Annotated in this window: 15 protein-coding genes; 1 reads left to right on the forward strand and 14 read right to left on the reverse strand. The window is 26.6% G+C overall.

Annotated features, from left to right (window positions below):
- Positions 1–36 precede the first annotated feature (36 nt).
- The 6 genes from ARA19_RS05155 to ARA19_RS05180 all read right to left on the reverse strand — a co-directional run bounded on the left by ARA19_RS05155 (position 37) and on the right by ARA19_RS05180 (position 4,860).
- On the reverse strand, positions 37–828 hold the full coding sequence (locus ARA19_RS05155; RefSeq protein ID WP_055069899.1) for a YhfC family intramembrane metalloprotease: 792 nt from the start codon (positions 826–828) through the stop codon (positions 37–39).
- Between the two features lie 364 nt (positions 829–1,192).
- Positions 1,193–1,558: a hypothetical protein gene (locus ARA19_RS05160; RefSeq protein ID WP_055069900.1), complete on the reverse strand. Its 366-nt coding sequence runs from the start codon at positions 1,556–1,558 to the stop codon at positions 1,193–1,195.
- 217 nt (positions 1,559–1,775) lie between these two features.
- Positions 1,776–2,168: a DUF3887 domain-containing protein gene (locus tag ARA19_RS05165; RefSeq protein ID WP_055069901.1), complete on the reverse strand. Its 393-nt coding sequence runs from the start codon at positions 2,166–2,168 to the stop codon at positions 1,776–1,778.
- Between the two features lie 30 nt (positions 2,169–2,198).
- Positions 2,199–3,512: a sensor histidine kinase gene (locus ARA19_RS05170; protein ID WP_055069902.1), complete on the reverse strand. Its 1,314-nt coding sequence runs from the start codon at positions 3,510–3,512 to the stop codon at positions 2,199–2,201.
- 17 nt (positions 3,513–3,529) lie between these two features.
- Positions 3,530–4,234, reverse strand: coding sequence for a LytR/AlgR family response regulator transcription factor (locus ARA19_RS05175; RefSeq protein ID WP_055069903.1), 705 nt, complete (start codon positions 4,232–4,234; stop codon positions 3,530–3,532).
- A 134-nt stretch (positions 4,235–4,368) separates the two neighbouring features.
- On the reverse strand, positions 4,369–4,860 hold the full coding sequence (locus ARA19_RS05180; protein ID WP_055069904.1) for a hypothetical protein: 492 nt from the start codon (positions 4,858–4,860) through the stop codon (positions 4,369–4,371).
- Positions 4,861–5,097: 237 nt separating this feature from the next.
- Here ARA19_RS05180 and ARA19_RS05185 point away from each other — a divergent pair, with 237 nt between their 5' ends.
- Entirely contained in the window at positions 5,098–5,433 is a 336-nt protein-coding gene (locus ARA19_RS05185) for a DUF1622 domain-containing protein (RefSeq protein ID WP_055069905.1), read from the forward strand.
- A 99-nt stretch (positions 5,434–5,532) separates the two neighbouring features.
- Here ARA19_RS05185 and ARA19_RS05190 read toward each other — a convergent pair whose 3' ends face one another.
- The 8 genes from ARA19_RS05190 to ARA19_RS05220 form a co-directional block, all read right to left on the reverse strand.
- Entirely contained in the window at positions 5,533–6,381 is an 849-nt protein-coding gene (locus ARA19_RS05190; RefSeq protein WP_055069906.1) for a MurR/RpiR family transcriptional regulator, read from the reverse strand.
- 113 nt (positions 6,382–6,494) lie between these two features.
- Complete coding sequence (locus ARA19_RS05195) at positions 6,495–7,376, reverse strand: ROK family protein (RefSeq protein ID WP_055069907.1); 882 nt, start codon at positions 7,374–7,376, stop codon at positions 6,495–6,497.
- Positions 7,377–7,491: 115 nt separating this feature from the next.
- On the reverse strand, positions 7,492–7,725 hold the full coding sequence (locus ARA19_RS17485) for a sialate O-acetylesterase (RefSeq protein ID WP_147574360.1): 234 nt from the start codon (positions 7,723–7,725) through the stop codon (positions 7,492–7,494).
- 224 nt (positions 7,726–7,949) lie between these two features.
- Entirely contained in the window at positions 7,950–8,405 is a 456-nt protein-coding gene (locus tag ARA19_RS05200; RefSeq protein ID WP_055069908.1) for a NanQ anomerase/TabA/YiaL family protein, read from the reverse strand.
- Between the two features lie 80 nt (positions 8,406–8,485).
- Positions 8,486–9,976: a sodium:solute symporter family protein gene (locus tag ARA19_RS05205; protein WP_055069909.1), complete on the reverse strand. Its 1,491-nt coding sequence runs from the start codon at positions 9,974–9,976 to the stop codon at positions 8,486–8,488.
- Positions 9,977–10,239: 263 nt separating this feature from the next.
- Complete coding sequence (locus ARA19_RS05210) at positions 10,240–11,109, reverse strand: N-acetylneuraminate lyase (protein ID WP_055069910.1); 870 nt, start codon at positions 11,107–11,109, stop codon at positions 10,240–10,242.
- Between the two features lie 54 nt (positions 11,110–11,163).
- Complete coding sequence (locus ARA19_RS05215) at positions 11,164–11,835, reverse strand: N-acetylmannosamine-6-phosphate 2-epimerase (protein ID WP_055069911.1); 672 nt, start codon at positions 11,833–11,835, stop codon at positions 11,164–11,166.
- Between the two features lie 244 nt (positions 11,836–12,079).
- A complete protein-coding gene (locus ARA19_RS05220; protein ID WP_055069912.1) occupies positions 12,080–12,292 on the reverse strand; it encodes a DUF6483 family protein in 213 nt (70 codons plus the stop codon).
- Between the last annotated feature and the right edge of the window lie 173 nt (positions 12,293–12,465).

Consider the following 12,465-nt stretch of genomic DNA (forward strand, 5'->3'; position numbering starts at 1 on the left):
AATATTATTAAAACTCTAGTTTCTTCTTTAATTATATTAATTTATATTTATATAATAATTATCTAATTTTTCAAATACTTTTTTTGATTTTATAATCATAACCAACATTGCTAATGCTACTATGAAGAATCCTATTTCTACAATTAAGTTACTAACTCCATTACTCACTAAAGATACTGCTATAAAATTTACTAAACCATGTAACATTATTGATACTAATAAATATACTTTTTTCCTTTCTTTTATAGCATATAAAATTATTATAGTTAAGAATACATGAAGTATCATTGCACTAATTCTTTCTACTCCACCTAAAACTACATCTAAATTAGTAATATTCTTAAATATATCTATTATTTCACTTTCAGATATACCAAATTTTGAACTATTAAAGGTTCCATTATTTATTGCATTAACTATGGACATATTACTTATATTAGTAAGTCCAACTATAAGCATGGCTTCTATTCCTCCATGACCTAACCCAAAAGCTATACCATCCTGCCATGTCCTATTCTTTTTCAAACCCTTAAATCCTATAAATCTACCTATTTCCTCAAAAATTCCTGCTGTAAATGATAAAAATATAATATATACTACAGGATAAAATATTTGCATATTTTCGTACCAAGGAAATTTAGGTAAAACCACTTGAATTATAGGTAATCTCAAAATTACTTGAGATACTACAAAAACAAGTACTCCCATAAAATATGGTTTAATATACCTTTTCTTTTTTAAAAGAATATAAATTAAAGAACATAATGGAATACCAACACTTATAAATATAGACAATATAAAACTCCAATTTCCTATTGAAATTTTCATAAAAACACCCCTTATAGCTATTTTCACTCTATTTATATTTTTACTCCCCTAGGTTAATTCCATTATATGTTTGTAAATTATTCACTACAATCCCATTTACATTACTTACAGTTTTTTATACCTAATATACAGTCTTTCCTGAATCCTAAACTTTTTCCTAATTATATTATTACTATAAACATAGACTTAATTCAGGTGGAGTTTTGACTCCATCTCAACGCTTAGTCCTAGTTATCTAGAAACGCGAGGCTATTTATCTCCTACTCTTATACAAGATAAGAGTATTACAACCTCTAGCTATGAGATAAAAAACTCTAACAAAGACATATAAATAGTCCTTTGTTAGAGTTTTACTTTCTAATTCTTATTTTTTTAATGTTATATTTTCATCATCTTTTTTTACAATTTTATAATTTCTTAGTTGATCCAATACTTTAACAGACCCTGCTGATGCTGCTATCTTCACAGCTGCTGTTGATGTTGATGCTCCAAGAATTCCAATAGCTGTAGGTACAGTAAATAAATTAGCAACATTAGAAAGTCCACCTGATGCTGGAGTTGCTAAAAGCGCTGCCACTGAAGTTCCTATGGCTGCAATGGCAATTGTCCAAGCCATTTTTTTAGTTGCCTTTATTCTTATGACTTTATTTTTTAAATCTCCTTCTATTATTATTTCATCCACATTATTTTTTATAGCATTTCCTAAGTCCTTTTCATTATTTACTCTCATAACTCCACCTTCTTTAGTAAATCTTATTCTATTTAAATACAGTTTCAATTTATATTATTATTCTAACCACTATTAATAAAATTACCACCTCTACTTTTCTAAAAATAATAAAAGAGAATATATTAAATTTATAGATATATTCTCTTCGCCCTTTAGCTAGCTATATAATCTTTGTAAAGGTAAAATTAATATATTTATTCTATGTAGCTTTTTATAGTTACTTCATAAAAATCCCTGCTAATTTATTTTCCTTATTAAATGTTGTTGTTAATTGTACTTTTCCCTTTTCAAATTTTAAAACACTTATAACTATTGCAAGGTCATCCTTTTCTTGAAAGACCATCTTTTCTATTTTCTCATACTTTCCAAGATTTTTAGTTACCTTTTCCCATGTCTCCTTAATTGCATTAACATTTTTTTCACCCTTTACCTCCTCAATTCCATCTACAACTATTTCTTCATATTTTTGATTATTTAATTCATCAACTATGTTCTCTACAGCTTCTCTTAATGTTCCTTCATTAAAATTATCACTTAATTCTTCCACTCCACAACTAACTAATATTGTTCCTAATAACATTACAACTAAAACCTTGCAAATATTTTTCATTATTTTTTCCCCCTAAAAAATATGATAAATTTACTTAAAATCAATTGGAATCACTATATTAACTTTAAAACAATTCTCTTCAGAACTAACCTTCATATTTCCACTATACTTTTCTATAGTAACCCTTACATTTTGTAATCCTAAACCACTATGATTTTTCTTTGTAGTTTTAAATTCATTTCCATCCTTTAAAGGCTTACTCTTTAATGAATTATGAGTATTTATTACAAGAAAGTCATTAAACTTATCTACTTTCAAATATATTGCCTTATTTTCATCAAAGCCTTTAATCTCATCTATAGCATTATCTAATAAGTTAGTAAATATTGTTGTTAGATCTATATCCTTTATAAAACCTAAATCAACATCACCTATTTTACAATCTAATTTTATCCCAAGCTTTTCAGCACACTCTGTTTTATCATTAATAATAATATTTAAAACTTTATTATAAGTATAATATTTCTGTTCAAGCTTATTAAATATTTCATATAAATCTTTAGTATAGGTAGTTGCTGCTATTTCTTCCCTATCTTTATATAAATTTTCAATAGTTTGAAGATGATTTTTTATATCATGAATTATTTTTCTAGAATTTTTATACTTATTCTCTAGAGAGTTATAGTATTCATAATTAAGATTAGCTTGTTGTTCGTATAATAACAATTCACTTTTCATTTCATTATTTTTTGATATAGATTCAAATACTTTAGTAATAAATATATTTAAAAAAATAATTGAAACTACATTAAAAAGCAAAAATAATGAATCCTCAAGAGAAAAATAAACTTGAATATACATAGTAAGTGTAGTTACATAGATAATACTAAACATAGGCAATATTAAGAAACTAAAAAATTGAACCTTATTTAATTTTTTAATCTTCTTCTTTTTATAGAAGGTTATAAATAATCTTGATACAACTAATTTTGAGATTTGCAATATAATTGTAGATGCTAAGAAGAAAATTTCACTACTGTAAAAATTAATAGCTCCTCCCCAAAAAAACACGCTAATTACATAATTAACTATAATCTCCCATACAAGTAATAAAACAAAAAACAAACTATAATATAAAATATATATTTTATTATTATTATAAAGAAAATAACCTGCAATAACTGTAGAAACCAAGGTTATTATTATATGAATTATTCCATTATTAAAAACAATAGAACTAATTATTAACCCTAAAGTAAATACCAAATAACTTATAACATAAACATACTTTTTCTTATATATGGTTCTTCCAAACTTGCTCATAAAATCAAAGACTATATAAGTAGAAAGAAATGCGCAAAAATAGCTTAAAATTATAAGTATTACTTGAAATGAACCATTCATAAATAGCTCTTCCCCCTCTATGCCATAATACGTTTTTCTAAAAACATATTAAATTCATCCCTAAATTCTGTAGACTTTTTTTGTGATAATGGAATTATAGCTCCATCCATCATAAAAATATCATAACCTTTTATAGACTTTACATTAAATAAATTAACAGTAAAGCTTTTATGAGGCATACAAAAACCATATTCTTTCATTCTATTTGCTATATTTCCAATAGTCTCTTTTATAATATAACTTTCTGTTAGGGTCTTTAACTTAACACGTCTATTTATATATTCAAAATAACATATATCAGTTAAAGCTATTCTAACTACACCCTCTACAGTTATGAATTCTATAATTTCTTCTATCTCTTCACTTAAGTAAGCAAGAACTTCATCTAATTGATTATGAATATCCTCTTTTTTTATAGGCTTATTTAAATAGCCAAAAGCATGTACACTAAAAGCTAAATTCATATAATCTGTATAACTAGTAACATAAATTATTTTTACATCCTTATCATATTTTCTTATAGCCTTAGCAGTTTCAATACCATTCATATTATTCATTTCTATATCTAAAAAAATAACATCAAATTGTTCTCCCGCACTTAAAAGTTCTTCCCCACTATTGTAAGTATTAATGCTAAATTTAACATCCTTGTACTCCTCTATAGCTTTCCTTATTTCATAAATAATCTTTTCATCATCATCACAAATTGCAATCTTAAACATATACAAATATCTCCACAAATTAAAAGTTAATTTAGGAGAAAGTTTAAACTTTTTTTAAATTTTATCCTAAATTTCCAAAATATTCATGTAAATATCATACTATATAATGGTATAAATTACAAATAATCATATCATTATGAACACTTTTTAATTTTGAATTTAAACATGCAAACAGTAATCATTGCTATTGAACCTAATATTAAGCTAATCATTCCATTGATACTATTATTTCCATTTAAAACTGCTCTTGTAACCATAAATTGCATTGAACTAAAAATTATAACTAATTCTAAAGCCAAAACCTTCATAAATATTAATTTTATTTTTTGCTCTTTTTCTAATAACTCAACAACCCTCTTTGATTTTTTAGTAACATGAGCGAAGAAATTGCAAATAATTAAAGCAACAATACTAATAATTGAGTAAGTAAAAATAAAAAACTTATTTGAAACATATCCCCCCAATATTCCATCAAGTTCAAAGTGAGTTGGTACACTATTAGGAATGTTCCCTAAACTTAAGAAAGTATCTGTTGCTATGGCAACAACAATTACTATTGATATAAAATCTATTACTCTATGATAACCCTTTCTTTCCTTATTAATTTTTAAATCACAAATTTCCATTTTAATTCCCCCTCAATTCCTTTTGATTTTACTCTGTTCCCTAGGTTGATTTTATTATATATTTTTAGGAAAAATAGTACAATATTACTTGCACAACATACAGTTTTTAATACCTAAAGTACATAAACATAGACTTAATTTAGGTAGAGTTTTATAAATTACTATGATTTTGTACACACTATAAGCAAAAGTTTAGATTGCTTATTAATACACTAACCATTTTAAGGATGTGATTCTTTGGATATTAAATATATTTTAAAAATTGTAATTTATATATTATTTGCTTTAGCAATACTCATTGCTCTTTTTGGTGTTTTATTAACTGTACTAGATTTTATAAAATCTGAATTAAAACCTAAATCATATATAGATGTTGTTAAAAAAAATACTATTTTAAAGAACAAACTTGCATCTTACATACTTCTCTCATTAGAAATCCTTGTAGCTGGTGATATTATAAACTCTACAGTAAGACCAACTTTTGATGATCTTATTACTTTAGTAACATTAGTTTTTATAAGAACTCTAATTTCCTACTTTTTAAATAGGGAAATTAACTCCTCCGAACTTTAGAATTTTATATAAATATCTACTAACATTCAGATAAAATAATAAGCTGTACTAGATTAATTACTTTATCATTCCAGTACAGCCTTCTTATATATTTATTTTTTAAATTTTTTTAAATTCTTCTAATGCATTTGTTGTGGCAACTTTCTTTTCTATTGCTTCATCATAATTTTCTTTAATTATTTCTGCATAAATCAACTCTAATATAAACATTTGAACAAACTTTGACATTATAGATCCAGTTTCAAAAATAGTTTCCATACTTACATAACTTAAGTTTATATCTGAAAGTCCCTTAAGAGTATTTTCTCTACTTTCTGTCAATGAAATAACCTTTGCCTTTCTTGACTTTGCTAATTCTACAGCTTTTAAAATTTCTCTTGTTTCTCCAGTATGAGATATAGCAAATATTACATCTCCTCTTTCCATTATGGAAGATAACATCAGCATAGTGTGGCTATCACTTATTGCAACACTATTTATGCCAATTCTCATAAACTTATAATTTCCATCCTGTGCTACTATTCCTGAATTCCCCATGCCAAAAAAGTAAATTTTTTTCCCATTTAATATGGTTTCTCTAGCCCGTATTACATCCTTATAATTGAGTTTTTTCAATGTTTCCTCAATAATATTACTATGACTTACAAATAGCTTCTGAGCTGTTTCTTCAACTGGCTCATCTATACTTACCACTGTGTTGATAAAACTTTTTCTACTACTTTTGGTAAGTTGTTTTGCTAAAGCTAACTTGAAGTCTTGATATCCAGAAAACCCTATTTTTCTTGTAAATCTAGTTATTGTTGCCTCTCCTAAAGATACTGCATTTGCTAATTCTGATATTGACATATAAACACAATCCTGTGCATTTTCATTTATATATTCAATAAGAACTTTATCACCTTTACTTGCTCTAAATTTTGTATGACAAATACTTTCTATTATCCCCATAACTCTCTCCAAAATAATATTATAATCAAATATATGTCTTATATGGTTATATACATATTTTCAAATGATAATAACTATAAAAAGTCATATATAATTATATTATATATTAAAACTTATTTTTCAGTAAGCTTTATAAATTTATAAAGAGCTCCTATCAATCCTGCCTTATTACCAAGCTTAGCAAATCTTATTTTTGTATTACTAATAAACTTTTCTGGCAATATCCTTTTTATTTCTTCCTCAAATAAAGGTTTTAAATATTCTTCTTGCTCCATTATTCCGCCACCAAGTATTATTACCTCTGGATTAACTATATAAACTATATTTTCAATAGCCTTAGAAATTGATTTAACAAGATTACCTATTTCTTCAATTGAATCCTTATCCCCCTCCTTTGCTAAATCAAAAATAATTCTTCCATTAATATTTTCTTTTCCTTTTCTTTCAGCTACAGCTTTAACTAAAGCTTTAGTTGATGCTACAGATTGTATATCTTTCCCTAATATTTTCATATATCCAATTTCTCCAGCTGAATCAGAAGCTCCTCTTATAAGCTTATTATCTATAATTAAAGCTCCCCCAAGTCCTGTACCAACAGTTAAACAAAATCCACTATTGAAACCTTCTCCAGCACCTTTCCAAAATTCTCCTAACGCTGCACTATTAACATCATTCTCCACTGTACAGGGAAGATTGTACTTTTCATTTACTAACTTTTTAAAATTAGTTCCCTTATAATTAGGAATAGTTGGTCCTGCATGAACTATTTCTGAAGTCTTTGAAGAGACAACTCCAGCAGTTGATATAGCTACTCCTGAAACTTGAAAGTCACTTATTAACTTACCTATTAAACTGTCTACATCTTCTAAAATAAAATTTTCAGTAACTGTTACCCTAGTTTTTATTTCACCAGTTCTTACTATAGTAGAATCTAAACTTAAGACTCCATACTTAATATTTGTCCCACCTATATCTATTGCTATTATATTTGACATTGTAACTCCCCCTAATAAACTATTACCTTTTCTAAATTCTTAAAAATTTCTCTTGCTTCTCTTATACTCAAGTTACTAAAATTATTATGAATTTCCTCTTTTTGATGGTATTTAGTTATTCTTTTCCCTCTTCCTTTAATTTATCACCTAATTTTATCAAATTCCTTTTATAATAAACAGGATCTGTTCCATACTTTCCATCACTTTCTCCTTGAATCCAAATAGCATACTTCTTATTTATATTATAAATTTTCCTAAGCTTTTCTAATGCTCTTTTGTATTTTCTCATGGCATCAACTAAATAATTGTATCTATCATACCTCCAATTCTTTATTAAAGACCCCTCTATAGTACTTTATATAAAGCAGATTTTTTCTCCTACTTCTTTACTCCACTTAACTGAAAAACTCTGAGCTATAGTTCCATTACCTCTAGATAATTCTAAAAATTCCCCCCTATGAATCAAAGACTATATCAAATTAAACCCTTTAAATAAATGTTATAAATATCTTTAAAACATCATATTTAAACTAAAGTTATTTGATATAGTCTAATTTGACCTTATATTATAAATTAATTATTCAACTTAACCTTGAAAATTACCTTTTCTACTTTTTCTGGCTCATCAACTATTAATCCAGTCATATGAATATCCTCTGGATAAAATATAGCGAAATCACCCTTTTCTAAGATTAAACTCTGCTTACTTCTTCCTTCAAAGGAAGCAAAGTCTCCTTCTTTATCATAATTTAATCCTTTAAGATTATTACTAAGATTATAATTTATTCTTTCCTTGCCATCTAATATAACATGAATATCTATATAATCTCTATGCCCTTCCCAGAATCCCTTAGAGTCTTCCTTTGTCCCATAAGAAACCCTATTAAAAAACATATCCTTTCCATCAATATCATGTGTTCCCTTTTTGTAATCAATTAAATTATTTGAAATAGCATAATCTAAAGCTCTCAATATATTTTTATCTAGTTCATTAATTACAGATATATTATTTAAATTATTAAATATCATAAACAAACTCCTTTATTTCATAGCTTTCACTAAAATTCACCTATAGTTAAAACTTTACCTAAATTAAGTTCTATCCTATACTACTCCTCTACCTCTGATATTAATTCACTTTCTGAATCATTTGCTGGTTGAGTTAAGTTACTTACAATAATTCCAACTATAACAGAAGTAGCTATTGTAATAATTGAATAACACCATGCTGATACATCTGATACTCCATACTTTAATATAACTACTAATACAGCTGATGTAATAAATCCTGCATATGCACCTTGTTTTGTTGCCTTTTTATAGAATACTCCAAGTACAAATATTCCTGCTAAAACACCTAAAACTAATCCCATGAATCCATTAAACCACTCATAGGCAGATTTAATGTTTCCATTTGCTAATACTATTGAAACTCCTATAGCAACTATACCAACACCTAATGATATATATTGAGCTATTTTTGTACATTTCTTATCATCCATATCTTTACTTATATATTTTTGTACATCTAATGTCCAGCTTGTTGCAACTGAATTTAATCCTGTTGATAAAGTTGATTGTGCTGCAGCATAGATAGCTGCAAGTAATAGTCCACTGATTCCAACTGGTAAATGATTAGCTATAAATGAAGCAAATATTTGATCCTGTTGAGCTGTTTGTAAAAATTGTGGGTTTTGATTATAATATACAGATAACCCTGTTCCTATTAAGTAAAATATTGTTGCTATAGTTAGAGATAATACTAAATTTCCATAAGTCATCTTTTTAAGTTGTTTCATATCTGTTGTTGTAGTAAATCTTTGAACAATATCTTGGCTTGACACATATGAAGAAAAAGTATTAAGTCCAGCACCAACTATTATTAAGAATACACTTGACTTTAATATATTTGGATTAAATAAAATATCTTCACTGCCTAAAAATTTTCCACCAGTTGTTAATGAAGACATTATTGAACTAAAGCCACCATCTATTGAACCAATTAAGAAGAATAAAGCAAATATAACACCTATGAATAAGACTGCACCTTGTACAAAATCTGTCCATAATACTGATTTAAGCCCACCTGTATAAGAATAAATTATTGCTATAACACCCATTACAATTATTAATACATTTATATTGATTCCTGTTAAATTTGCTAAAACCATTGATGGAAGATACATTATAATAGACATTCTTCCAATTTGATAAATTATAAACATTAAAGCTCCTAATATTCTAAGTCCTTTATCTTTATATCTTATTTCTAAATAATGATATGCTGTATCTATATCATATTTACTATAAACAGGCAAGAAAAACCTTATAGTTAAAGGAACTGCTATAAGCATTCCTAACTGAGCAAACCATAATAACCAAGTTCCACTATAAGAATTTCCTGCTAAAGATAAGAAAGAAATTGGACTCAACAATGTAGCAAATATAGATACTGAAGTAACCCACCAAGGAATCTTACCATCACCTTTAAAGAATTCCTTTCCTTTCATTTCCTTTTTAGAAAAAGCAAGACCAACAAAAAGAACTGCTATAAGATAACCTACTAATATAATAAAATCTATAGTAGTAAACCCCTTCATAAATTCCACTCCTTAAATTTAATTTTATTTGATAAATAGTGTCTATAACACTCCAATCTTCTCCAAAACAAAGTTAAATAGACATGCACATCTAAATACCCTCTACTAGAACCTAAATTCTATATTGATTAAATCTCATACTATAAAACCTTTACATAGAATAGCAAAATAATAAATCTTAAATGGGGACTTTATGAAAATTATACTTAAAATTCCCTGTTTCCAAATCTCATGTCCCCATATCTTTAATTACATATTATATATTATTGAAAATATTTTTCATTTATTTCTTTAATTCTTTTACTCATAGCCTCTGTAGGTGCTTTCATAGGTTGTCTACAATATCCAGCATCAACACCTTGCTCTTGAAGTAATCCTTTAAGTGTTTGATATAATCCATTTTCTAAAACATCTGTTATAAAGTCATTAGTTATATGCTGAATCTCTCTCGCCTTTTCTATATTTCCAGACTTAGCTGCTTCAAAAATTTCTTTAGCTCTTCTTCCATTAACGTTAAATGTTGAACCTATTGCTCCATCTACCCCAAGTACTGTTGCTGGCAACATCATTTCATCAAAACCAGCATAGATTAATTTATCTGGAAAAGTTTTTCTCATTCTTTCTAATAAATAAAAATCAGCTGCTGTAAATTTAACTCCAATTATTTTATCATTTTCAAATAACTCTCCAAATTGATCTAAAGACATATTTACTCCTGTTAAAAATGGGATTGAATAAATTATCATTTTATTATCAACAGAATTTATTATTGTTTCATAGTAATGTTTTATTTCACTAAAATCGAATTTATAATAAAATGGTGTTACAGCTGATAAGGAATCATAACCTAAGTCTGTAGCAAATTTTGCTAATTCAACTGCTTCCTTTAAGTTTACAGAACCAACTTGAGCTATAAGTTTAACTTGTCCCTTAGCTTCATCCATAGCAATTTCAAAAATTCTTTTCTTTTCTTCAGTAGAAAGCATGAAGTTTTCACCAGTACTTCCTCCAACATAAAGACCATCTACTTTACATTTATCAATATTGTGTCTTACTATTTCTCTAAGTCCTTTCTCATTTAAATTTCCTTCCTTATCAAATGACACTAATAATGCTGTATATATTCCTTTCATTATTAAAATCCCCCTTTTTTATATTAATAAAATTATTTTAAATTTAATTATTTTCTAAATTATTATCTCTTCTATAAATCTTTCTGTTATTTCCTTAGGTCTTGTAATTGCTCCTCCTACTACTGCTGAATAAGCACCACATTCATAAGCTCTTTTTAAATCACTTGGTGAATGTATCCTTCCTTCTGCTATAACTGGTATTTTAAGATCATTACTTAAACGCTTTACTAAATCTAAGTCAGGACTCTTCTCTTGCCTTGAATAGCTTGTGTATCCTGAAAGAGTTGTAGATACACAATCAACTCCTAAATTCTCTGCATCTATTCCTTCTTCATAAGTTGATATATCTGCCATTACTAAAATATTATTGTCATGTATATACTTTATTAAATCCTTTACATTTTCACCATTAGGTCTTTTTCTATGAGTTAAATCTAAAGCTATCATTTCACAGCATTTACTATCCACTAATGCTTTAACTTCCTTCATTGTAGCTGTTATATATATATCAGAATCACTATAAGATTTTTTTATTAAACCTATAATAGGCATATTAGTAACTTTTTTTATTTCTATAATATCATCAATTCCCTGAGCTCTTATAGCCTTAGCTCCCCCTTCCTTAGCTGCCAATGCCATACGCCCCATTATAAAGGAACTAAATAAGGGTTCATCCTCCAAGGCTTGACAAGATACTATAAGACCTCCTTTTATAAGATCTAACAACTTATATCCCCCTTTCATTTTTACCATTTATTACCTGTATTAATTAGATTATATAACATTAATTTTCATAAATCAATATAAATTTTATATTTTTAGAAAATTATTTTCATTTTTATTTATATTTATTACTTTTTAGCACTTTGAAATGAAAATTAACTTTATATATATTTTATATTACCAAAATTTTAAAAATAGAATACTTTAAAGAAATTTTTTTTCATTTTTTATTCTCAATAATTTTAAATTAATCTTTTAAATTCTTAAAGCTTTTAATGAAATCTTTAAGGCCCTGCTCTACTTCGTCTCTACTAAATGAACCTTTTTCTAAAGCTTCACCACTTTTAAGTGATAATTCATTATAAAACCACTCTTCAACTTCTTTTACTTCATTAAAAAGTGTTTTTCCTAGGTTTTTCCCAAAGGTTTCTACCAAATCTAACATATAATCATTTTTCATAATTTCTATCCTCTCTTTAATCACTCTTTCTATTATCATTTTAAAAATTCACTAAATAGTCTATTTCATACTATTTATATTTTCACCACGACATTTCCCATTTATCACCAATAATAACATATATATTGACCTTAATAAATAACCTTCTACCTAAAAAAAGTTGATTCCTGTTA

It is taken from the genome of Clostridium massiliamazoniense (genome assembly GCF_001403635.1).
In the GTDB taxonomy this organism is placed as follows: Bacteria; Bacillota; Clostridia; order Clostridiales; family Clostridiaceae; genus Sarcina; species Sarcina massiliamazoniense.

What these genes read in the sequence shown, in the direction of transcription:
- ARA19_RS05165 (WP_055069901.1), bottom strand. Translation starts at nt 2,168, where the DNA reads ATGAAAAATATTTGCAAGGTTTTAGTTGTAATGTTATTAGGAACAATA.
- ARA19_RS05175 (WP_055069903.1), bottom strand. Translation starts at nt 4,234, where the DNA reads ATGTTTAAGATTGCAATTTGTGATGATGATGAAAAGATTATTTATGAA.
- ARA19_RS05220 (WP_055069912.1), bottom strand. Translation starts at nt 12,292, where the DNA reads ATGAAAAATGATTATATGTTAGATTTGGTAGAAACCTTTGGGAAAAAC.
- ARA19_RS05210 (WP_055069910.1), bottom strand. Translation starts at nt 11,109, where the DNA reads ATGAAAGGAATATATACAGCATTATTAGTGTCATTTGATAAGGAAGGA.
- ARA19_RS05160 (WP_055069900.1), bottom strand. Translation starts at nt 1,558, where the DNA reads ATGAGAGTAAATAATGAAAAGGACTTAGGAAATGCTATAAAAAATAAT.
- ARA19_RS05155 (WP_055069899.1), bottom strand. Translation starts at nt 828, where the DNA reads ATGAAAATTTCAATAGGAAATTGGAGTTTTATATTGTCTATATTTATA.
- ARA19_RS05200 (WP_055069908.1), bottom strand. Translation starts at nt 8,405, where the DNA reads ATGATATTTAATAATTTAAATAATATATCTGTAATTAATGAACTAGAT.
- ARA19_RS05170 (WP_055069902.1), bottom strand. Translation starts at nt 3,512, where the DNA reads ATGAATGGTTCATTTCAAGTAATACTTATAATTTTAAGCTATTTTTGC.
- ARA19_RS05195 (WP_055069907.1), bottom strand. Translation starts at nt 7,376, where the DNA reads ATGTCAAATATAATAGCAATAGATATAGGTGGGACAAATATTAAGTAT.
- ARA19_RS05180 (WP_055069904.1), bottom strand. Translation starts at nt 4,860, where the DNA reads ATGGAAATTTGTGATTTAAAAATTAATAAGGAAAGAAAGGGTTATCAT.
- ARA19_RS05190 (WP_055069906.1), bottom strand. Translation starts at nt 6,381, where the DNA reads ATGGGGATAATAGAAAGTATTTGTCATACAAAATTTAGAGCAAGTAAA.
- ARA19_RS05205 (WP_055069909.1), bottom strand. Translation starts at nt 9,976, where the DNA reads ATGAAGGGGTTTACTACTATAGATTTTATTATATTAGTAGGTTATCTT.